Origin of the sequence: Actinophytocola sp. (assembly GCF_036402745.1) — a bacterium.
GTDB lineage: Bacteria > Actinomycetota > Actinomycetes > Mycobacteriales > Pseudonocardiaceae > Actinophytocola.
The window spans coordinates 23,778-45,146 of record NZ_DASWSJ010000060.1 but is presented as its reverse complement, the minus strand read 5'-3'; the positions used below and the strand labels follow the sequence as shown (position 1 = coordinate 45,146).

At 71.7% G+C, this 21,369-nt stretch carries 22 protein-coding genes; 8 read left to right on the top strand and 14 right to left on the bottom strand.

Annotated features, from left to right (window positions below; translation table 11 throughout):
• Positions 1-35 precede the first annotated feature (35 nt).
• The 3 genes from VGD70_RS06335 to VGD70_RS06325 all read left to right on the top strand — a co-directional run bounded on the left by VGD70_RS06335 (position 36) and on the right by VGD70_RS06325 (position 2,602).
• On the top strand, positions 36-893 hold the full coding sequence (locus VGD70_RS06335; RefSeq protein ID WP_331079069.1) for a helix-turn-helix domain-containing GNAT family N-acetyltransferase: 858 nt from the start codon (positions 36-38) through the stop codon (positions 891-893).
• Positions 894-1,059: 166 nt separating this feature from the next.
• Entirely contained in the window at positions 1,060-1,287 is a 228-nt protein-coding gene (locus VGD70_RS06330; RefSeq protein ID WP_331079067.1) for a hypothetical protein, read from the top strand.
• Positions 1,288-1,333: 46 nt separating this feature from the next.
• A complete protein-coding gene (locus VGD70_RS06325) occupies positions 1,334-2,602 on the top strand; it encodes a cytochrome P450 (RefSeq protein WP_331079066.1) in 1,269 nt (422 codons plus the stop codon).
• Positions 2,603-2,638: 36 nt separating this feature from the next.
• Here VGD70_RS06325 and VGD70_RS06320 read toward each other — a convergent pair whose 3' ends face one another.
• The 4 genes from VGD70_RS06320 to VGD70_RS06305 all read right to left on the bottom strand — a co-directional run bounded on the left by VGD70_RS06320 (position 2,639) and on the right by VGD70_RS06305 (position 6,530).
• Positions 2,639-2,854: a hypothetical protein gene (locus VGD70_RS06320; protein WP_331079064.1), complete on the bottom strand. Its 216-nt coding sequence runs from the start codon at positions 2,852-2,854 to the stop codon at positions 2,639-2,641.
• Positions 2,851-4,200, bottom strand: a complete 1,350-nt coding sequence (locus VGD70_RS06315; protein ID WP_331079062.1) for an aromatic ring-hydroxylating dioxygenase subunit alpha — start codon at positions 4,198-4,200, stop codon at positions 2,851-2,853. The genes VGD70_RS06320 and VGD70_RS06315 overlap by 4 nt, the downstream gene beginning before the upstream one ends.
• 300 nt (positions 4,201-4,500) lie before the next feature.
• The gene (locus VGD70_RS06310; RefSeq protein WP_331079060.1) at positions 4,501-5,376 is read right to left on the bottom strand and encodes a MaoC/PaaZ C-terminal domain-containing protein; all 876 of its coding nucleotides are present in this window, start codon (positions 5,374-5,376) and stop codon (positions 4,501-4,503) included.
• The gene (locus tag VGD70_RS06305) at positions 5,373-6,530 is read right to left on the bottom strand and encodes a CaiB/BaiF CoA-transferase family protein (protein ID WP_331079058.1); all 1,158 of its coding nucleotides are present in this window, start codon (positions 6,528-6,530) and stop codon (positions 5,373-5,375) included. Before VGD70_RS06305 ends, VGD70_RS06310 begins: the two co-directional genes overlap by 4 nt.
• An 88-nt stretch (positions 6,531-6,618) precedes the next feature.
• On the opposite strand from VGD70_RS06305, the gene VGD70_RS06300 reads away from it, so the two are divergent.
• A complete protein-coding gene (locus tag VGD70_RS06300) occupies positions 6,619-7,365 on the top strand; it encodes a glucose 1-dehydrogenase (RefSeq protein ID WP_331079056.1) in 747 nt (248 codons plus the stop codon).
• Positions 7,366-7,406: 41 nt separating this feature from the next.
• Here VGD70_RS06300 and VGD70_RS06295 read toward each other — a convergent pair whose 3' ends face one another.
• The 9 genes from VGD70_RS06295 to VGD70_RS06255 form a co-directional block, all read right to left on the bottom strand.
• Positions 7,407-8,450, bottom strand: a complete 1,044-nt coding sequence (locus tag VGD70_RS06295) for an alpha-ketoacid dehydrogenase subunit beta (protein WP_331079054.1) — start codon at positions 8,448-8,450, stop codon at positions 7,407-7,409.
• Entirely contained in the window at positions 8,447-9,448 is a 1,002-nt protein-coding gene (locus tag VGD70_RS06290; RefSeq protein WP_331079052.1) for a thiamine pyrophosphate-dependent dehydrogenase E1 component subunit alpha, read from the bottom strand. Before VGD70_RS06290 ends, VGD70_RS06295 begins: the two co-directional genes overlap by 4 nt.
• Before the next feature lie 17 nt (positions 9,449-9,465).
• Positions 9,466-10,071 carry a histidine phosphatase family protein gene (locus VGD70_RS06285; protein WP_331079050.1) on the bottom strand — a complete coding sequence of 202 codons (606 nt, stop codon included), beginning with the start codon at positions 10,069-10,071 and terminating at the stop codon, positions 9,466-9,468.
• A 5-nt stretch (positions 10,072-10,076) separates the two neighbouring features.
• Positions 10,077-11,582 carry a pyruvate, phosphate dikinase gene (locus VGD70_RS06280; protein ID WP_331079048.1) on the bottom strand — a complete coding sequence of 502 codons (1,506 nt, stop codon included), beginning with the start codon at positions 11,580-11,582 and terminating at the stop codon, positions 10,077-10,079.
• Between the two features lie 52 nt (positions 11,583-11,634).
• Positions 11,635-12,246 (bottom strand): hypothetical protein, encoded by a 612-nt coding sequence (locus tag VGD70_RS06275; protein ID WP_331079046.1) that lies wholly within the window; start codon positions 12,244-12,246, stop codon positions 11,635-11,637.
• Positions 12,247-12,380: 134 nt separating this feature from the next.
• The gene (locus tag VGD70_RS06270; RefSeq protein WP_331079044.1) at positions 12,381-13,154 is read right to left on the bottom strand and encodes an enoyl-CoA hydratase/isomerase family protein; all 774 of its coding nucleotides are present in this window, start codon (positions 13,152-13,154) and stop codon (positions 12,381-12,383) included.
• Positions 13,151-14,284: an acyl-CoA dehydrogenase family protein gene (locus VGD70_RS06265; RefSeq protein WP_331079042.1), complete on the bottom strand. Its 1,134-nt coding sequence runs from the start codon at positions 14,282-14,284 to the stop codon at positions 13,151-13,153. The genes VGD70_RS06270 and VGD70_RS06265 overlap by 4 nt, the downstream gene beginning before the upstream one ends.
• A complete protein-coding gene (locus VGD70_RS06260; RefSeq protein ID WP_331079040.1) occupies positions 14,281-15,492 on the bottom strand; it encodes an FAS1-like dehydratase domain-containing protein in 1,212 nt (403 codons plus the stop codon). Before VGD70_RS06260 ends, VGD70_RS06265 begins: the two co-directional genes overlap by 4 nt.
• The gene (locus VGD70_RS06255) at positions 15,489-16,403 is read right to left on the bottom strand and encodes an SDR family oxidoreductase (protein ID WP_331079038.1); all 915 of its coding nucleotides are present in this window, start codon (positions 16,401-16,403) and stop codon (positions 15,489-15,491) included. The genes VGD70_RS06260 and VGD70_RS06255 overlap by 4 nt, the downstream gene beginning before the upstream one ends.
• 216 nt (positions 16,404-16,619) lie before the next feature.
• Here VGD70_RS06255 and VGD70_RS06250 point away from each other — a divergent pair, with 216 nt between their 5' ends.
• Positions 16,620-17,180 (top strand): MarR family transcriptional regulator, encoded by a 561-nt coding sequence (locus VGD70_RS06250; protein WP_331079036.1) that lies wholly within the window; start codon positions 16,620-16,622, stop codon positions 17,178-17,180.
• 125 nt (positions 17,181-17,305) lie between these two features.
• On the opposite strand, the gene VGD70_RS06245 is transcribed toward VGD70_RS06250, so the two are convergent.
• Positions 17,306-18,535, bottom strand: coding sequence for an acetyl-CoA C-acetyltransferase (locus VGD70_RS06245; protein ID WP_349257499.1), 1,230 nt, complete (start codon positions 18,533-18,535; stop codon positions 17,306-17,308).
• Between the two features lie 96 nt (positions 18,536-18,631).
• On the opposite strand from VGD70_RS06245, the gene VGD70_RS06240 reads away from it, so the two are divergent.
• Genes VGD70_RS06240 through VGD70_RS06230 form a run of 3 tightly spaced genes read left to right on the top strand, consistent with a single transcriptional unit; the run spans position 18,632 to position 21,368 of the window.
• Positions 18,632-19,033, top strand: a complete 402-nt coding sequence (locus VGD70_RS06240) for a Zn-ribbon domain-containing OB-fold protein (protein ID WP_331079034.1) — start codon at positions 18,632-18,634, stop codon at positions 19,031-19,033.
• On the top strand, positions 19,030-20,232 hold the full coding sequence (locus VGD70_RS06235) for a thiolase family protein (protein WP_331079033.1): 1,203 nt from the start codon (positions 19,030-19,032) through the stop codon (positions 20,230-20,232). Before VGD70_RS06240 ends, VGD70_RS06235 begins: the two co-directional genes overlap by 4 nt.
• Positions 20,229-21,368 carry an acyl-CoA dehydrogenase family protein gene (locus VGD70_RS06230; protein ID WP_331079031.1) on the top strand — a complete coding sequence of 380 codons (1,140 nt, stop codon included), beginning with the start codon at positions 20,229-20,231 and terminating at the stop codon, positions 21,366-21,368. The genes VGD70_RS06235 and VGD70_RS06230 overlap by 4 nt, the downstream gene beginning before the upstream one ends.
• Position 21,369: the final 1 nt, after the last annotated feature.

The following is a 21,369-nucleotide window of genomic DNA, read 5'->3' as shown; positions in this document are numbered from 1 at the left end:
TGACTCATCATCGATCCGTATCGATAATCGGCGGCATGACGACCACCGCCCCGCCCGTTCTGCCGGAGCAGGAGGCCGCGACCTACGCCGAGTGGTTCGCGAGCCTCGCGGAGCCGACCCGGGTGCGGCTGCTGCACACCGTCGCCACCACCCCCGGCGGCATCACCGTCGGCCGGTTGACCGAGCTGCTGGGCATCAGCCAGTCCACCTGCTCCCACCACGTCCGCAAGCTCGCCGACGTCGGCTTCCTGCTGCTGCACAAGGAAGGCACCAGCACCCGCGTGACGGTCAACCAGGCCTGCTGCGTCGGCCTGCCGCACGCCGCCGACGCCGTCATGGGCCTGCTCGCCCCCCGCCCCTGCTGCCCCGCCGACGTGCCCGGCGACGTCACCGTCCGCGCGCTCGCGCCCGCCGACTGGCCCGCCGTACGCCGCATCTACACCGAGGGCATCGCCACCGGCATCGCGACCTTCGAGACCACCGTCCCCAGCCGCGCGTCCCTCGACGCCACCTGGCTAACCGGCCACCGCTGGGTCGCCGAGCTCCGGGACGAACCAGGCGAGGTCGTCGGGTGGACCGCCCTGTCCCCCGTCTCGGGCCGCGAGTGCTACGCCGGCGTCGCCGAGAGCTCGATCTACGTCGCCGCCGGCCACCGCGGCCGCGGCATCGGCAAAGCATTGATCCGCCAGCAGGTCATCGCCGCCGACCAGGCCGACCTCTGGACCCTGCAAACCGCCGTCTTCACCGAGAACCGCACCAGCATCGCCCTGCACCACACCGCCGGCTACCGCACCGTCGGCGTCCGCGAACGCATCGCCCAACTCGACAACACCTGGCACGACACGGTCTTCCTCGAACGCCGCACCGACTCCGTCACCCGAACCGCCCCCTGACGATCCTCGTCGACGACCTCACCGGCCCGGAGATCGCCGCGTTCCGCCGCAGCGGTATCGACCGGGGCTCCTGCCCAAGGAGTTGTTCCCGCCAAGTCCGGTTCGCAGGTAGCCGACCGGCTTGCCCGCGACCGCGACGAGTCGAACAAGACATCGCGTTCCCGATATGTTGACCCTCAATAGTTTGTCATGCGACTATTTTGCGGGCAAGGTCGGACCCGACGGACTCGACGACGAGGAGGCGACCACGCCGCACGGAACTCTAGAGATGGAGTACCGCACCGCCGCGTTGTGCGAGATCTGGCTGGAGAACGCACGCGGCTACCCCGATCTGCCCGTCATCCTTGGCGCGGCACCCGCCGGCTGGTGCTCGACCCGTGACACACCGTTCTGAGGAGACTTCCGTGGCTCACACCGCCACATCCTGTCCAGTTGGCGCCATGGACGACCTGCTCGCGCTCAAACCCGACGTCGTGCGCTGCCCGTACCCGGCCTACGCCGCACAGCGGGCCGAGCAGCCCGTCGTGTACAGCGAGCGGCTGAGCGGCTGGCTGGTCACCCGGCACGACGACGTGCTGGCCGTGCTCCGCGACACCGAGCGGTTCTCCAACCGGTTGGCCAGTGGGCCGAGTTCGGTGTCCGGCATCGCGCAACGGATCGTCGACGACGAGACGCTGCCCGAGCGCACCCGCAACGCCGCCGCGCGCCGGATCGAGCTGAGCAAGGCACGGGTGCTGCTGTTCGCCGACCCACCACTGCACAAGCGGCAGCGGGCGCTGGTCAACGCGGGTTTCACGCCCCGGCGCGTAGCCGAGTTGGACACCGTGGTCCACGACCTGGCGCACCGGCTGATCGACGCGTTCCCGGCAGGTAGTCCGGTGGACGTGGTGCCTGCGTTCAGCATGCCCATTCCCATGACGATGATCGCGACCCTGCTCGGGGTGCCGCCGGAGCGGATGGACACGTTCAAGCAGTGGTCGGACGCGTTCACCAGGGGCGTCGGCGCGCTCGAACACGACACCGACGCGGTCATCGACATCTTCGACAAGGTCGACGCGTTCTACGACTACTTCACCGAAGAGCTGGCGGTGCGGCGGGAGTCGCCGGTGGACGACCTGCTCAGCGACCTGCTGGCGGCGCGGATGGGTGGCGAGGAACCGCTCAGCGAGGCCGAGATCCTCCAGATGCTGGTGCAGTTCCTGGTGGCGGGCAACGAGACGACGACCAACCTGCTCACCAGCGCGGTGTGGCGGCTCGCCACCGATCCGCGGGTGCAGACCCGGTTGCGGGACAACCCTGCCGAACTCCCGAAGTTCATCGAGGAGGTGCTCCGCCTCGAGCCGCCCGTGCAGGGGATCTGGCGCGTGACCACCACCGACGTCGACCTCGGCGGCACCGCGATCCCCGAGGGCCAGCTCCTGTACCTGGTCACCGGCTCGACCAACCGCGACCCCGAGGTCTTCGGCCACCCCGACGACCTCGACCTCGACACGGACCGGGCGCGCCACCTCAGTTTCGGCCGCGGTGAGCACGCCTGCCTCGGCATGAGCCTGGCCAGGCTGGAGGCCAAGCTGGCGCTGGACGTGCTGCTCGCGCGCTGCGCCGACGTCGCGCTGGCGCAGCCGGACGGGGAGGTGCCGTTCCACCGCAGTTTCGTGCTGCACGGGATCACGTCACTGCCAATCACGTTCACGTCCCGCTCGGCGTGACGCCGAGACGCGCACTGGCGTTCCGGGCTCGGGACGTCAGTGCGCAGGCGGGGCCATGCGGTGCACACCGCGTGGTGCGCTGAGCCAGCCGCACAGGTGCAGGTCCGCCTCGAAGCGCTCCCCCGCGAGCCACCGGCCGTCGGCGGCGAACCAGCCGACGGTCCCGTCGCGCCGGGTGACCTTGATCCGGGTGCGGTCGTCGTCGTCCACTTCGTACACGTCCCTGGAGTACGGGTGGGTGATGCCGTTCATTCCCCGTCCATCCGCACGTACCGGTCCATCAGCCGGTGCATCCACTTGAGATTGTTCTCCTGGTAGGACGCGAAGGTGACCGTCCGCTTGTGTGCCGACTCCAGTCCGAACTGGACCTTCTCCATGTTGGCGCAGTCCTGGTCGAGCACGTTTCCGAGAATGCCGAGCCCGGCGCTCGCGAACGGGTCGTCCGGGCCGAGCACCACCTCCCGCGCGGGTGGCGGGCGCTCACCGGTGAACGGCGCCACCAGGAACACCTCCATGATCGAGGTGCGGTGGTCGTCGCCGTTGGGCCGGAACCGGTAGACGATCTTGTGGACGCCGCCCCACGGCATCATGTTGGGGAAGACGGTGTAGGTGAAGTTGTCGACGAGGTCGGCGTCCGACCACTGCTCGACCTGTTCCCCCACCAGACCGCGCCACTTCTCGCGCGTACCGCGGACGATGAACTGCCGCGCGGTCTCGTCCGGTGCCGGGGTCACCGGCAGCTCCTCGTCCATGCGCACGTCCATGGTGGAGCGCAGCATCTCCTCGGTCGTCGGGTCCCACGGCATCATCGGACCGACGACCTCCGACGGCGTGATGAACCGGGCGAAGTTGTCGTAGACGTCCACCTGGCAGGCGCCGAACGCCGCGTACGGCACGGTCTGCGGATGCGTCGCCGGGGCGTGCCAGCACTCCATGAACGCTTCCTGGGCCACCTTCCAGTTGGCCCGGATCACCTTCGACACATGGGCTTCGACGTAGCGCTCCGCGGCGAACCAGACCGAGAACTGGTCGACCAGGTCGCCGAGGTAGGACTCCAGCGGCCCGGCGTCCGGGTCCGGGTTGATGAACACGAACCCCGCCCACGTGCCCACCTCGCACTGGGGCAGCTGGAACCGCTCGGGGTCGACGTGCTCGAACTCCCACGGCGCCGGGATGCGCTTGAGCGTGCCGTCGAGATGCCAGGTGATGCCGTGGAACGGGCACCGGATCTCCGCGCACCGTCCCGCGTACTGCTTGAGCTGGCGGCCGCGGTGCAGGCACGCGTTCGGGTACGCGCGGATGGTGTCCGGCGCCGAGCGGATCACGACATAGGACGCGCCGGCGATCTCGTAGACGATGTGGTCGCCGACCTCCGGGATGTGCTCCTCGCGGCACGCGAACTGCCACACCCGCCGCCACAGGTGCTTCTTCTCCGCCTCGTGCCACTCCCGCGAGACGTAGCGGTCGATGGACGCCTCGTGGAAGTCGAAGTCGCCGCGGGACTCCTCGCGCAGGTGCTTCGGCACCTCGCGGCTGTCGAGGTCGAGCACGTCCTGGTAGGTGATGCGACGATCGCCGAGGTCGAGTTTCTCGCCCACGTCCTGCCCTTCCTCATGTCCGAGCCGCTTGCTGTTCGGGTGTCACGCCCGCGCGTCCGAGAACACGGACGACGTTCGCGCCGCCGTCGACGAACCCGGGTCGGTGTTCACCGGAAGTTCGTCGTACGGACTCAGCGGCACGCTCATGCGGCCCGCACCATCGTGGACCTCCTCGTCACGAACGATTCCACGCTATCACTCGATAAATAGATAGTCGACTACTAGAGCTTCGGGTGCGTCCTCGTGCGCGGCCCGGCGCTCTTCGGTGGCTACCACCTGGACCAGGACGCGACGGCGCAGTCAGGCCGAGCCCGCCAGTTCGGCCGCTCCGTCGGCCAGCACGACGCGGCGGTCGGCGCCGTCCGCCGCGCACGCCTCGGTGCGGAAGACCGCCGCCCGCTCGCCCGTGCGCCAGATCGACGTGACGAGCCGCTCGCCGGGGAACACGGGGGCGGTGAAGCGGGCGGCCACGGCCATGAGCGCGGTCGGGTCGCCGTCGCACAAGCCCGTGACCAGCGCGCGGCCCGCGACGCCGTAGGTGCACAGGCCGTGCAGGATGGGCTTCGCGAACCCGGCCTTCTCGCGGGCGAACCACGGATCGCTGTGCAGCGGGTTGCGGTCGCCGGAGAGGCGGTAGATCAACGGCTGGCGGTCGTCGGTCCGGTCCTCGACGGTCTCGTCCGGCGCGCGGTCCGGGATCTCGACCGCGACCGCCCGGGCACCGGGCTCGCCGCCGAACCCGCCCTGGCCACGGAACACCAGCGTGGTGCGGGTCTCGGCGACCAGCTCACCGGTCTCAGGGTCGCTGCCCCGCCCGGCCAGCACCACGATCGCGTTGCGACCCTCGCCCTTGTCCCGCAGCTCGGCGACCTCGGCCACCACCGACAGCGCGCCGGACGGCGGAAGCGGCCGGTGGACGCGGACGGCCTGGGACCCGTGCAGCATCCTGCTGTAGGAGACCTTGCCGATCTTGGGCAGCACGTCGAAACCGGCCGCGACGACCACCGCGAACGTCGGCAGCACCTGCTGCGCGACACCGTGCGAGTTCTCCGTCGTCAGCGCCAGATCGGCCGCGCCCGCCCCGACGCCCAACGCGTACAACAGGGTGTCGCGATCGGTCCACGCGACGTGCTTCGGGCCGGAGGTGGCGCCGAGACTGTCGGCGTTGATGGTCATGAGTTCCCTTTCTGGACCGCGGCACCCGACGCGAGCAGGGCGTCCACATCGGAAAGTCCCCACTCCTCGAGCACCTCACGGGTGTGCTCGCCACGGCGGGCCGGTGGACGTTGCACGGCGCCGGGTGTCCGGTCGAAGCGGGGCGCGGGTGCCGGCTGGCGCACGCCGTCCACTTCGATGAACGTGGTGCGGGCGGCCAGATGTGGGTGCTCGGCCGCCTCCTTCAGGCCAAGCACCGGCGCCACACACGCGTCGGTGCCCGCGAAGACCGCCTCCCACTCGTCCCGTGTGCGCCGGGCGAACGCCGAGGCGATCGCCGCCCGCAGCCGCGGCCACTCGCTCGGCCCCGGTCGCCTGGCCAGGTCGTCCGGCAGCCCGAGGCGGACGGCGAGCTGCGCGTAGAACCGGCCTTCCAGCGGGCCGACCGACATCCAGCCGCCGTCCGCGGTCTCGTACACGTCGTACCAGGGGCGGCCGGTGTCGAGCAGGTTCACGCCGCGCTCGTCGCGCCACGAGCCGGCGGCGAGCATGCCGTGCAGCATCGTGGTGAGCGACGCCGCGCCGTCGACGACCGCCGCGTCGACCACCTGCCCCTTTCCCGATCGACCCACCTCCCACAGCGCGGCCAGTACGCCGGCCACCAGGTACAGCGCGCCCGCGCCGAAGTCGCCGAGCAGGTTGACCGGCACCGCGGGCGGATGGCCCGCACGCCCCAGCGGGTGCAGGGCGCCTGCGAGCGCGATGTAGTTGACGTCGTGGCCCGCCATCGACGCCCACGGGCCGTCCTGGCCCCAACCGGTCATCCGCCCGTACACCAGGCGCGGGTTGCGGGCACGGCACTCCGCAGGGCCCGCGCCGAGCCGCTCCATCACCCCTGGCCGGAAGCCCTCGATCAGCACGTCGGCCCGCGCCACCAGTGACAGCAGTGCGGCCACGCCGTCCGGGTGCCGCAGGTCCAGCACCACCGACCGGCGGCCGCGCTGCAGCACGTCCGCCGCCGTGGTCCGCTCGTCCAGCACCGGACCGGGCCGGTCCACGCGGACGACCTCCGCACCCATGTCGGCAAGCAACATCGCGGCGAACGGCCCTGGACCGATGCCCCCGATCTCGACCACGCGCAGACCACGCAGCGGACCCGTTCCTCCGTCAGCCATCGACGCCCTCCGAAATAGTCTATTGAGCAATAATAGATGGCACGATAACTTTGGGGCCAGGCCGGATCTCGACGAGGAGTGGTGACGCGTGCCCAACGCAGTGGTGACCGGAGCCGGTCAGGGAATCGGGCGGGCGATCGCGCACCGCCTCGCCGCCGACGGGTTCTCCGTGGTCGTCGCCGACCTCGACGAGACCTCCGCCAAGCGGGTCGCGGCCGAGGTGGACGGCACGGCCGTGCGGTGCGACGTCACCGACGCCGACTCCGTGCGGGCCGTGGCCGACGATCTCGACGACCTCGACGTGCTGGTGAACAACGCGGGCATCTACCTGTTCGAGAAGCTCGCCGACGTGACCCCCGAGTCGTTCCGCAAGGTGATGGACGTCAACGTGCTCGGCACCCTGCTGTGCATGCAGGCACTGGCGAAACCCCTGTCGCACGGCGCGGGCGGCGCGGTGGTCAACATCGCGTCCTTGTCGGCGCTGATGCCGGTGCCCGGCACCGGGATGTACTCGCCGTCCAAGGCCGCGGTGCGGTCGCTGACCGCGCTCGCGGCGCTGGAGTACGCGCCGCTGGGCATCCGGGTCAACGCTGTCGCACCCGGCCGCATCACCACCGAGGGATCGGCCGTGCGGCAGAGCGACCCGGAGCGGGAACGCCGCACGGCCGCGTTGATCCCGGCCGGGCGGGTCGGCGACCCGTCCGAGGTCGCGGACGTGGTGGCGTTCCTCGCTCGCGCGGACTCCCGGTACATGACCGGGCAGACACTGCTCGTGGACGGCGGCCTCACGAGCGGCACGATCCCGTACTTCCAGCGGGCTCAGAGCGCGGAGTAAGCGCGCCGAAACCGAGCACCTCGATCACCGCTGCACCGGGCTCACCGCTTGGTCACCTCGGTGACGGCGGCGACGACGTCGTCGGCTGTGGGCAGGCTGTTCAGGCTCTGCGCGAACGGGATCGGCACGTACGCGCCGCCCACCCGCCGCACCGGCGCGGCCAGGTCGTCGAAGAGGTGCTCGGTGATCTGGGCCGCGATCTCCGCGCCGGGTCCGGCGAACCGGGTCGCCTCGTGCACCACGACCGCACGCCTCGTGCGCGCGACCGACCCGAGCACCGTCTCCAGGTCGAGTGGCACGAGCGAGCGCAGGTCGATCACCTCGGCCTCGATCCCGTCGGCGCTGAGCCGTTCCGCCGCGGCAAGCACCACCGGCACCTGCGGGCCGTAGGTGATGACCGTGGCGTCGTCACCGGTGCGCAGCACGTTCGCCTTGCCGAGCGGCACCGTGTACTCGCCGACGGGCACCTCCTCCTTGCGGGAGAAGGCGAGGTTGATGTGCTCGATGAACAGGCACGGGTCGTCGTCACGCACACAGGACGTCAGCAATCCCTTGGCGTCGGCGGGCGAGGACGGCATGACCACCTTGATACCGGGCGTGTGCATGAACCACGCCTCCAGCGACTGCGCGTGCTGGGCGCCGAACCTGCTGCTGCCGACGACGGTCCGCACGGTGATCGGCGCGGGCGTGTGCCCGCCGGACATGTAGCGGAACTTGGCGGCGTGGTTGACGAGCTGGTCCATCGCCATCGCCACGAAGTCGAAGAACATGATCTCGGCGACCGGCCGGTACCCGCCGAGCGCGAGGCCGACCGCCGTGCCGACGATGGTCTGCTCGATGATCGGGGTGGCCCGCACCCGGTGCTTGCCGTACTTCGTGGACAGTCCTTTCGAGACCTTGAAGACTCCGCCGGCCGGATCGGCGATGTCCTCGCCGAGCAGCACGACCTTCTCGTCGGCGGCCATCTCCAGGTCCAGCGCGGAGTTCATGGCCGCGACCGCGGTCATCACCTGAGTCTGGCCCTGCGGCCGGCCCTGCGGCTGGCCCTGTGGCTGGCTCTGTGGCTGGCTCTGTGTAGTAGTCATCGTGACAGCTCCCGCACGAAGAGGTCCCCATCGGCGAACACGTCGGTCAGCAAGTCGTTCTCGTCCGGCGCGGGACTGGCCTCGGCGAACGCGAACGCGTCCTCGACCTCGGCGCTCGCCTCGGCCTCCAGCTCGTCCAGGCGTTCCGTGGTGACCAGCCCCTCCTCGGCGAGCCAGGTCCGGAAGGCCGGCGCGGGATCGCGGGCCAGCGCCGCGGCGAGCTCCTCCTTCGGCACGTAGCCGAAGTCCGCGGTGCCGCTGTGCCCGGTGAGCCGGTAGGTCACGCACTCCAGGAACACCGGCCCCGCGCCGGACCGGGCGTGTGCCAGCGCCGAGTTCAGCGCCCGCCACGTCGCGATCGGGTCGAACCCGTCCACCCGCTCCGCCCGCAGGCCGTACGCGGCGGCGCGCCGCGCCAGGTCGGTCGACGCGGCGTACTCGGCGATCGGGGTGTGCTCGCCCCACTGGTTGTTCTGGCACACGAACACCACCGGCAGCGACCACAGCGCGGCGAGGTTCAGCACCTCGTGGGTGGTGCCGATGGAGGTCGCGCCGTCGCCGAAGGTCGTCAGCACCACGCGGTCGCTCTGGTCGAGTTGTGCGGCGAGGCCGAGTCCCGCCGCGATCGGCAGGCCGGAGCCGACGATCCCGGTGGTCGCCATGAACCCGACACTCGCGTCGTGCAGGTGCATCGGGCCACCCTTGCCCTTGGAGGTGCCGCCGAGCCTGCCGTACAGCTCGGCCATGATCGACCGCAGCGACACGCCCTTGGCCAGCGCGTCACCCAGGTTGCGGTACGTGGAGACGACCTGGTCGCCGGGGCGCAGCGCCGCCGCGATCGCGGCACACACCGCCTCCAGGCCGCGGACGGGGTAGAACGCGGCCTGCAGGCGGCCGGCTTTGGCTTCCCTGACCGACTTCTCGTCGGCCAGCGTGGTCGTCACCATCAGCCGGTACATCCGCGCCAGGGCGTCGGCATCCGGTCGGTCCTCGGACATCGGGTTGCTCCCACTCTCTACTGCGAGTTGGTCGTGGCCGTGCTGAGCGCGGCGCGGCCGCTGAGGTGGCCGCACTCGTTGAGGCTGACGAGGCTGTACCGGCCCGCCCCGGCCCGCGCCCTGCTGACGCTGCCGTAGGCGGGCGAGTGAAACGCCAGCCGGTCGATGCCGAGCACCGCGGCGAAGAAGACGTTGGCGACGCCGCCGTGGCTGACCACCACCACCCGCCGGCCCGGGTGCCCGGCGACGATGCGGTCGACCGCGCCCGCGACGGCGGACCGGAACGCCTCGGCGGTCGTCCCCCACGCGCTCAGGTCACCACGCAGGTACGCCTCGATCCTCGGGTCCCCGGCCGCGACGAGATCCTCGAAGTGCCGGTACGGCGCGGCGCGGTCGAACTCGGCGAGTCCGTCCATCACAACGGGTTCGAGCCCGAGTGCCTCGGCGATGGGCGCCGCGGTCTCGGTGGCGCGGCGCAACGGCGACACGTACACCGCCGCATAGTCCTCTTCGGACAGGAACGCGGCGGCCTCCGCCGCCTGCCGCCGTCCCAGGTCGGTGAGGCCGGGGTCGTGCGGCACACCGCGGGCCGGCTCGCCGTGCCGGACGAAGGTGAGGTACATGCGGGTCACCCGGCCCGGCGGGTGGCCACGACCGGCCGTGCGGACCGGGTCGCGGCCTGGGCGGCGGCCACCAGTTCGGCGGGCCCACCGGGGTGTCCGGGCACCCGCTCCCGCGCCCACTCCAGCAGCCGCGCCAGCGCGGGGTTGTCCTCCGGATCGCCCGACGTCAGCGGCACCCGGCCGGCGAACACCTCGCCGGTGGACCCGTCGACGGTGACCTCGGTGCCGACGAGCGCGGCGAGCGATCCGGCGCCGCACCCGACCACGCACGGGGTGCCCAGTTCCCGGCTCACGACCGCGGCGTGCGAGGTCGAGCCGCCGATCTCGGTGAGGATGGCCGCGGACACGATCATGCCGGGCACGTCGTCCGGGTCGGTGGTCGGCCGGGCGAGCACGACGTCGACCTCGTCCGCGAGCGACTCCGCGGTGTCGACGTCGGCGACCACCCGTCCACTCGCGACACCCGGGCACGCGGCCTCGCCCCGCGCCACGACCTTCGCCGCCGCGCGTGCCTCCGGCGTGATCCGAGGGCGGCAGACCGCGGCGACCTGTTCCGGGGTGACCCGGTGCAGCGCCTCGTGGGCGTCGGCCACGCCGTCGTCGTGCAGCGCGACCGCGAGCCGCACCGCCGCGTCCGGGGAGCGCTTCGCCGACCGGGACTGCAGCAGCCACAGCGTGCCCGCCTCGACGGTGAACTCGATGTCCTGCACGTCCCGGCCGGTGGTCTCCAGCAGCGCGGCGGCCTCGAGCAGGCTGTGGTGCACCTTGGGCAGCTGCGCGGCGAGTGTGGCGAGCGGCAGCGGGTCGTGCGCGCCGGACACGATGTCCTCTCCCTGCCCGCGCGGGAGCCACTCGCCGTAGGGCTCCGCGTCGCCGGTGAGCGGGTTGCGGCTGAACAGCACCCCGGTGCCGGAGTTGTCGTCGAGGTTGCCGAACACCATCGCCTGGACGGTGACCGACGTGCCGCCGTCATCGGGGATCCGGTGGTGGCGGCGGTAGGAGACGGCCCGCTTCGACTGCCACGAACCGAACACCGCGCACACCGCGGCCACGAGCTGCGCCCAGGGATCGGCGGGCGCGTCGGTACCGACCACCCGCGCGAACTGCTGGCGGAAACGGCGGTGGGTGTCGGCCGCGTAGGCCGCGTCGCCGGTGCTCGCCCGCAGTGCCGCCTCGACCTCGTCGTTGATGCCGAGGTTGAGGACGGTGTCCATCATGCCGGGCATGCTGGTCGCGGCGCCGGAGCGGACGGACACCAGCAGCGGTCGCCGGGTGTCGCCGAAGCGGCGCCCGGTGCGTGCCTCCAGCGTCGCGACGGCGGAGCGGAGCGCGTCGAGCACCGTGTCGCCGAGCCTGCCGAGGCGGCTGTAGCGGGCGCACTCGTCCGTGGTGAGCACGAACGCGGGCGGTACCGGCAAACCGAGTGCGTGCATCCGGTTGAGGCTGTGGGCCTTGCCGCCGACGAGCTCACGGTCGAGGTCCGCGTGCTCGCCCATCCACACCAACGTCATCGCCGCCGTCCTTCCTGGTCGCTCACGACATCTCTGGTTCGCTCCGCGCGCCTCAGACGGCCCGGCCGGCCGCCGCTTCCTCGGCACGGGTGCGCCCGAGCAGGCCGATCAGCTCCTCGTGCAACTCGAACCACACGGTGTGGTAGCTGTCGGCGATGGGCCGGGCGACGAACGTGTGGTCGCCCGCGCGAACCTTGTCGATCGCCGTGCCGAAGCGGGTCCGGTACGGCGCGAGGCGGGCCGCGGCGGCGGCGACGCGGTCCAGCAGTGGTGTGAAACGCTCGTGCAGGGCGGCCAGCCGGTCGAGCACCTCGGCGTCGTAGGCCGCGTCGGAGTGGTCGTTGGGCGTTCCCGGGTCCCGCAGCTGCCAGGCGGTGATGAGGTTCTTCAGGTCGGTGTTGATCTCGTCGAAGTCCGCGTAGGCACGGGTGAGCGCCTCCTGGTCGACCGCGGCGCGTTCCTCGTCGAGCAGCGCGGCGAGGCGTTCCCGTCCCCCGGGCGCGAGGCGGAACGCCGCGCCGGCGACCGCGGCGTGTCCCTCGGCGACCAGCCGGTCGAGCGCGGAGCGCGTGTCGTCCGCGGACATACCGACGCAGGCCGCCGCCGCGTCGGCGGACAACCGGCCCTTCAGTCGCATGGCCTGCAACAGGGTCAGCTCGAGCACACCGCCTCCAATTGCTCCATTGCAAAATTGTTGGTCACTAGACTAAACGCGGTCGTCGCCGCATGTCCACCTGCGCGGTCGGTCGCCGGGAGCGGTACAGGACGTCGGTGATCTCGGCACGGGCGAGCGGTTCGTCAGTCATGCGAGTCCTTCCGGAAGCGCGGTGGCCGTCGTTCGGCGAACGCGCGACCTGCCTCCTTGGCCTCGGCGGTCCGGAACGCGACGGCCTGGTTGAGCGCCTCGCCGTCGATCGCGCGGCGGAACGGCGTCTCGAACGAGGTGTTCAGCGCGGACTTCATCATCGACAGCGCGAGGGTCGGCCCGTCGGCGAGCCGCTGGGCCCAGTCGGCGACGGTCTCGTCCAGTTCGACGTCGGGCACGACCCGGTTCACCAGACCGATCCGCTCGGCCTCGGGTGCGGGCACCTCGGCGCCGAAGAACGCGAGTTCCTTGGCCTTCGCGAGGCCCACGAGCCGGGGCAGCGACCACGACGCACCGCCGTCGAGCGCGATGCCGCGCTGGGCGAAGATCTCGCCGAACACCGCGCTCTCCCCCGCCAGCACGAGGTCGCAGCAGAACGCCAGGTTGCAGCCGAAGCCCAGCGCGGGCCCGGCCACCTTCGCGACGGTGGGCCGGGGAAGGTCGTGCAGGAGCGCGCAGAGGTGGCCGACGCGGGTCATGAAGGTGAGCACGTCGGGCTCGAGCGGCGCCGCGAGGTCCATGCCGGAACAGAAGGCGCCACCGGCGCCGGTCAGCACGACGGCCCGGTCGCCGGGGGTGCGCGCGACGTCCTCGACCGCCCGGATCGCGGCCTCCACGAGCGGACCGGTGATCGCGTTGCGCCTGTCCGGCCGGTTCAGGGTGATGGTGACGACACCGTCGGCGCGGTCGACCAGGACGTCGGTCATGACAGCCCCGCGCTGGTGGCGAGCCGTTCCCGATGGGCGTGCGGGGTGCCGAGGAACAGCTCACCCGCCCGTGCCCGCCGGTAGTGCAGGTGCGCGTCGTGCTCCCACGTGAACCCGATGCCGCCGTGGACGTGCAACGTCTCCTCGGTGGTGTGTACGTACGCCTCGGAGCACGTCGCCTTCGCGATACTCGCCGCCTGTGCGAGCGCGGCCGCCGTGTCCGGTCCCGGCGCGGCGAGGTACGCGTCGGCGGCCGCGACGGCGAACTCGGCGGCCGACCGGGCCAGCTCGACCGCCAGCAGCACGTCCACAAGGGTGTGCTTGACGGCCTGGAAGCTCCCGATGGGACGGTCGAACTGCACGCGGTCCTTGGCGTAGGCGACCGCCTCGTCGAGACAGCGTTGCGCCCCACCGACCTGTTCCACGGCGAGCAGCACGATGGCGAGGTCGAGCGCCGTGGTCAGGCCGACGCCGACACCGGACTCGATGCCGACGAGCGCGGCCGCCGCGCCGTCCAGCGTCACCGCGGCCAGGGGCCGGGTCAGGTCGAGCGTGCGGAGCGGCGCCCGCCGGACCCCGGCTGCGCCCGCCTCGACCACGAAGAGCGCGGTGCCCGTACCGGTGTCCGCGGGGACGAGCAGGACGTCGGCATCCGCTCCGTCGACGACGAGGCCGAGTTCTCCGGTCAGCCGCCACGCACCCGCGTCCGGCACGGCACGCACGCCCGGTGCGGCCAGCCCCGAGTCCCCTTGGCCCGGCAGCGTCGCGGTGGTCCCCGCCGCGACGCGCGCCAGCACCTCCTTCGCGACGTCGTCGTCCCGGTTCACCAGCAGCGCGCTGGTCGCCAGCGCGACGGTCGAGAAGAACGGCACGGGTGCGAGCGCACCGCCCAGTTCCCCGGCCACGACCGAGACGTCGGCGAACGTCGCCCCTGCGCCGCCGAGGTCCTCGGGCACGAGCAGGCCGGTGACCCCGACCTCGGTGGCGAGCACCCGCCACAGCTTCGCGTCGAAGGTCTCCGTCGTGCCGGACTCGCCGACCAGGTACGGACGCGGCCCGTCGGCGCGCTCCAGGCAGCGCCGCACCGCGTCGCGCAGTTCGCTCCGCGCCTGTTCCGCCTCGGTGGTCATGACACCCTCGCCCGCCGCCTCACCGGGGACGGTCCGTCCGCGGTGGGCAGTGCGACCGTCGCGGTGCCCGGCATGACGTCGTCGCCGCGCTGGTTGCGGGCGAAGGTGCGGACGTGGACGACGTGCTCGCCGTCGGCGTCGATCTCCGCGCCCGTCACCTCCCCGCCGAGGGTGATCACGTCGGACAGGTACACGAACCCTCGGTACTGCGCCTCGAGATGCTTGACCCAGCCGGCGTCACCCGCCCAGTGCGTCATCAGCTGGATCTGCCAGCACTGCCGCTGGAACCCGACGTCGTACTGGAACGCCACGCCCATGGCGTTGGCGGCCGCCTGGTTGTAGTGCACCGCGTAGATCGGTTCCTGCGCGCCGGTCGTGGGGTCGCGGAACGACCACGCAGGATGCTCGGCGTAGTCGACGAGCGAGGCCGCGTGGGCCTTGAGCCGCGGGATCGGGGTGCCGCCACCCGCGATGAACGCGACCTCGTCGGTCAGCCCGATCGGGCCCTTCGTCAGCGACGACAACGGGTCGCCGACCGCCACGTCCTCCCACCGCCTCGGCTCGGCGCCACGCGGCGACTCGGCCAGCACCCGGCGCTCGACCTCGGCGATCTCGTTCTCGGTCCACGGGTGCGGGATGGTGAGCGGCGTGCGTGCCGACTTCGAGCCCCGCGCGGCCGCGCGCTCGTAGTTGACCACCTGCCAGCGGATCTCGGCCACCTTCGTGCCGTGCTGGTTGCGGTAGGTGTTGGTGAAGTGGTCGGTGACCATGCGGCCCGCGAACTTCGACGGGCGTGGCCCGGTGAACCCGTCGTAGCGGCACGTCGCGGAAATCGTGTCGTACCAGTGGATCGGGGCCAGCAGGTCCATGTCCGTGGCCGAGTGGAACGAGCCGAGACCGGGCCACCCGAACTGGATGCCGGAGAAGCAGCCGATGACGAACGACGGCGGCGCGACAGGGGCGCCGTAGTCGGAGTCCCGGCCGCGTTCCTCGTCGGTCCACAGAGGATTCACGTCACCGATGCCGCCGGCGAACTTGGCGACCGCGATACGGGTGGCCTCCTCGTTGTTGACCGAGTGACCGATCCGCAGGTCGACCCCGACCTTGGCGCGCATCGACTCGATCATGGCGTCGTCGATCACGGCCTCGGGCATCCGCGCCTCGGTGGCGGTGTTCGCGGCGGTCTCCGTCGCGGCGCCGGTGCTCATCGCGCGGCCTTGCCGGGGTTGGCCGTCCACTTCTGACCTTCCGGGACACCGGCGTCGGCGACGGCCTTCTCCAGGTCGGTGACCGTCCAGCGGCCCTCGGTCTGCAGCTTCCAGCCCGGGTCGCGCTCCCACGGCCGGACTCGCTGGACCCGGCTGCCCCCGACGACGAACACCTCGCCCGAGATGGGGCACGACGAACCGGCGAGGTACGCGACGAACGGAGAGACGTTGGCCGGGTCCCACCGGTCGAACCCGTCCTTCGCGGCGAGGGAGTCACCGAACGCGCCCTCGGTGAGCCGGGTGCGGGCCTGGGGCAGGATCGCGTTCACGCGCACGCCGTACCGCGCCAGCTCCTTGGCCGCGACCTGGGTCAGTGCGGCGACCGCGGCCTTCGCCGCCGCGTAGTTCGCCTGGCCGGGGTTGCCGAACACACCCGACTCGCTGGACGTGTTGACCACCGAGGCGCGCACCTCCTCGCCGGCCTTGCTGCGCCCCCGCCAGTGGTTCGCGGCCGCCTTGGTGACCAGGAAGGTGCCGCGCAGGTTGACGCGGACCACGAGGTCCCAGTCGTCCTCCGTGAGGTTGACCAGGACCCGGTCGCGGAGGATGCCGGCGTTGTTGATCACGATGTCCAGCCGCCCGAACTCCGCGAGGGCGGTGTCGACGATGCGCTGCGCACCACTGGCGTCGGCCACGTCGTCGCCGTTCGCGACCGCGCGCCCGCCCCCGGCCACGATCTCGGCGGCGACATCCTGAGCTGGGCTGCCCTCGGCCCCGGTACCGTCCTGGGCGCCGCCGAGGTCGTTCACCACGATCGCCGCGCCCTCGGCCGCGAGTAGCAGCGCGTGCTCGCGGCCGATACCGCGACCCGCACCCGTGACGACGGCCACCTGACCATCCAGCGTTCCCATGCCACTCCTCGATCGTCACCGTTGCCGACCGACCGCCGGCCGATATTCGCGAACTGAATAGTAGTCCACTAGACTTTCTCGTGCCACCGTCGGGAACGACGAGGCGATATTCCGGTAAGGCACCGCGTGCCGCACGATGTCTGGCACTAGACTGTTGAGGACGCGGCCTATTGCGGCCGGCGTGGCACACACCGGCACGGACGACAGGAGCGGGGAATGGCAGCCAGCCGCAAGGGGTCCGACGGCCGGACCCAGTCATCCCTGACCGATCCGGTCGACTGGGCCCGTCATTTCTGGCGCAGGCAGGACCTCGGCGACCACGAGGAGGCGTTCATCGCGATGAGCTCGCTGCTGCGCCTGCACCGGATCATGGTGGACGGTGTGGAGGCCGAGCTGCGCCCGCTCAAGCTGAACCTGACCGACTACATGCTGCTGATGACGTTGCAGCTCAGCGAAACCGGCACCCGCCTGATCAGTCAGCTCGCCCGGAGTCTCATGGTCCACGCGACCACCGCCACGCTCGCCACCGACCGGCTGGAGACCCGCGGGCTCATCGCCCGCAGCCCGCACCCCACCGACCGCAGGGCGACGCTCGTGTCGATCACCGGCGACGGGCGAAAGCTCGTCGCGTCGGCCACCGATGCGCTGCGGGACACCGAGTTCGGCCTCGCGAACAGCACCATCGACGACCAGCACCGGCTGACCGACGTGCTGGCCCGCCTGCGCCTGGCCGCGGGCGACTCCGACACGCCGCTCAAGGCGACGTCCACCCGCTAGTGCCCCGTCCAGGTGGTGGCAGTGGCCGCAGCTCTCCGACGCGCCGTACAGCTCGTGGAGCACCGGCCATGGCCATCGCGGGCCGGCCGGGCGCTCCTTCGCGTGCCGGCCGGGGTACACCGGTACTACCCGCGTTCGATGATCGTGGCCGTGCCCATGCCACCGCCCGTGCACATGGTGACCAACGCGGTGCCGAGGTCGCGGCGCTCCAGCTCGTCGAGCACGGTCTGCAGCAGGATCGCGCCCGTGGCGCCGATGGGGTGGCCGAGCGCGATGGCGCCCCCGTTGACGTTGACCCTCTCCTCGTCGATGCCGAGGTCGCGGATCACCTTCAGCGGGATCGCGGCGAACGCCTCGTTGATCTCCCACAGGTCGATGTCACCGACCGCCATGCCGGCCTTGCCGAGCGCGATCTCGGCGGCCGGACCGGGTGCGGTCAGCATGATCACCGGCTCGGCGCCCGCGGTAGCGACGGCACGCACCCTGGCGCGCGGGCGCAGTCCGTGGGCGGTCGCGTAACTCTCCGAGGCCAGCAGCAACGCCGCCGCGCCGTCCACGACGCCGGACGAGCTGCCGGCGTGGTGCACGTGGTCGATCCGGGTGGCCTGCGGGTAGACCCGCGCGCACAGCTGGTCGTAGGACACGCCTTCCGGCTCCCGGACCTTCGCGCCGGCCCGGGCGAACGCCGGTTCCAGGGCGGCCAGTGACTCCACTGTGGTCTGTGGCCTCGGGTGCTCGTCGTGGTCGAGCAGCACCCGGCCGCCGGGGTCGCGCACCGGCACGATGCTCGCCGCGAACCGGTCCTCGGCGACGGCCTTGGCGGCCTTCTCCTGGCTGCGCGCGGCGAACCCGTCGACATCGGCGCGGGTGAACCCCTCCAGGGTGGCGATGAGATCGGCCGAGATGCCCTGCGGCACCATCGGGTACCTGGCGCGCAGCGCCGGATTCCCGCCGTCCAGTGTGGACCCGCCGATACGGGCCCGGTACCGGGACATCGACTCGACGCCGCCGCCCACGACCAGGTCCTGCCAGCCGGCGGCGATCCCCATGGCCGCGAAGTTCACCGCCTGCTGACCCGAGCCGCAGAAGCGGTTCAGGCTCACGCCCGGCACGGACACCGGCCACCCCGCCGCGAGCACGGCGAGCCTGCCGATGTCGTCACCGTGGTCGTCGCGCTGGTCGCCGTTACCGGTCACGACGTCGTCCACGTCGACCGGGTCCACCCCGGTGCGTTCGGCCAGCGCCACCAGCACCTGCGCGAGCAGCTCCTGCGGGTGCACGCCGTGCAGGGCGCCGGACTCCTTGCCCTTGCCGCGGGGTGTCCGCGCCCCGCCGATGATCCACGCCTCGCTCACGATGCTCCTCACAGCCGCGTCCACTTCCCCGAAAAACTCTATACATATACTATCGGCTAGTCGAGTGTCACCCGCTACAGATCGGACGGGCAAAGGATGCCGCAGCAGATCCCGGTCGTCGACTACCTCGTGCTCGGCGACCGGCCCCATCTCACGAGCCGGTCGTGTGCCTCGTGTGGCGCGCTGTACTTCGACCGCCGCAACGCCTGCGCACGGTGTTTCGGCATCGAGTTCACCACCGTCCCCCTCGCGAACGAGGGCACGCTGCGGGCCTTCACGTTCGTGCACCGGGTGACGCGGCCGTTCGTCTCGGCCGTCGTCGACCTCGCCGGTGGTGGTGTGGTCAAGGCGAACCTGCTCGGGGTCGACGACCCGGAGGCGATCACGCCACGCATGCCCGTGGTGCTCGACACCTACGTCACCGGCACCGACGACGAGGGCACGGAAGCCGTCGCGTTCGGCTACCGGCCGGCCGGCCGGCAGGGAGTGCACCAGTGAGCGGCGGCGACGTGTGGATCGTCGGCACGGCGATGACCCCGTTCGGGCGCTTCGCCGACAAGGACCTGGTCGACCTGGCCGCCGAGGCGACCCTCGGCGCGCTCGGCGACGCGGGGATGACGATGGCCGACATCGGCGTCCTCGCGCTCGGCAACGTCTACGAGGCCAACTCGCACAACGGTCAGCGCCTGCAGAAGCAGGTCGGCCAGACCGGCATCCCGGTGTTCAACGTCGTCAACGCGTGCGCGACCGGCGCCACCGCCGTTCGCGTCGCGATGATGTCCATCGGCGCGGGCGAGACCGAGGTCGGTCTCGCCGTCGGGGTGGAGAAGATGGGCAAGATGGGACTGCTGGGCGGCGCGAAACCCCGCCCGGACAAGAAGGTCTACGAACCCAGGGGCCGCTACGGCTCGGTCCTCAAGACCGAGGGCGTGCTCGGCACCGGCCTGATGCCGGGAGTGTTCGCGCAGGCGGGCACCGAGTACGCGCTGGCGCACGGGGTCACCGCGACCCAGTTCGCCGAGGTGGCGCGGAAGAACCACGCGCACTCGGTGCTCAACCCGCTTGCCCAGTACCGCAAGGAGTTCTCCCTCGAGGAGATCACCGGGGCCGAGATGATCTCCTACCCGAACACGCTGCCGATGTGCTGCCCCACCGGCGACGGCGCCGCCGCGGTGGTGCTGGTCTCCGACGCGAAGCTCCGGACGCTCGACCCGGGCGTGCGCCGCCGCGCGGTGAAGGTCTCGGCGTCGATCATGACCTCGGACCCCTGGACGGAGTCCGACCAGGTGCAGCCGGACGTCAACACGCTCACCCGCAGGGCGGCCGACGCCGCGTACGAGGTCGCGGGGCTCGGGCCGGACGACCTGGACCTGGTGGAGCTGCACGACTGCTTCGCCACCGCGGAGCTGGTGCACTATGACAACCTGCGACTGTGCGAGCCGGGCGGCGCGGGTGACTTCATCGACTCCGGCGCGCCGTGGCGCGACGGCAAGCTGCCGGTCAACGTCTCCGGCGGCCTGCTGTCCAAGGGACACCCGCTCGGCGCCACCGGCATCGCGAACCTCTACGAGGTCACCACCCACCTGCGTGGCGAGGCAGGCGCCCGCCAGGTCGACGGCGCGCGGGTGGGGCTCACCCACGTGGTCGGCCTCGCGTCCGCGTGTGCGGTGCACATCCTCGAGGCACCAGCGCGATGACCACGCCCGCGCACGGGGAGCTGACCGTCGAGGCGGTCCGGACGCGGTTCACCCGCTGGCTCGAGGACCACGCCGGCGACCTGGCCCGGTTCCGAACCCTGCCCACCGAGGTCGACGAGGTGTTCGCGAGCCTGTCGCGGCTGCAGCGCCTTCTCCACGAGGCCGGGTGGATCCGCCTCGGCTGGCCGGAGGAACTGGGCGGGCTCGGCGGCACGGTGGTGCTGCGCGGCGTGGTGAGCGAGGAGCTGGCCGCGGCGGGCTACCCGCCGCCGTTCTCCTTCGGCACGCAGGAGGTGCTCGGCCCGGCCGTCGCCCGCTTCGCCGCACCGGACCTCGCCAGGGCGTCCCTGCCGCGGCTCCTGCGCGGGGACGAGACGTGGTGCCAGGGTTTCTCGGAACCCGGCGCCGGCAGCGATCTCGCGGCGCTGCGCATGCGGGCGGTCGACGCCGGTGACCACTTCGTCGTGACCGGCGAGAAGGTCTGGACCAGCTGGGCGCAGTACGCCGACCGGTGTGTGCTGCTGGTCCGCACCGGCGCGCCGGGACACCGGGGCATCACCGCGTTGTTCGTGGACATGGACTCCCCCGGCATCACCGTCAGCCCGCTGGTGGCGATGACCGGCGAGCCCGACTTCTGCAGCCTGCACCTCGACGAGGTGCGGGTGCCCAAGGACCGCGTGATCGGCGCCGTCGACGGCGGGTGGGCCGTCGCGATGTTCGTGTTGAGCTGCGAACGCGGCGTCGCCGCCTGGCAGCGCCAGGCATGGCTGCGGTGGCGGCTCGGCGGTCTGGTCGAGGCGGCGCCGCAGGTCGCCGACTCCCGGGTCGGCGAGGCGTTCGAGCTGGTGCACGCGCTGCGGCTGCTGTCGCGGCGCACGCTGCGGTCGCTGGCTGCCGGCTCGGACCTCGGTGTGCTGCCGTCGTTCGACAAGCTGCTGATGTCGACCGCGGAGAAGTACCTCTTCGACGTCGCACTCGAGGCGATGCCCGACACCATCCTGTTCGGCGGCGGCACGGAGGCCAGGGACTGGCGCAACGACTACCTGTACTCGCGGGCGGCCTCGATCTACGGCGGCGCCGCGGAGATCCAGCGCAACATCGTCGCCGAGCGCGTGCTCGGCCTGCCGAGGGAGTGAC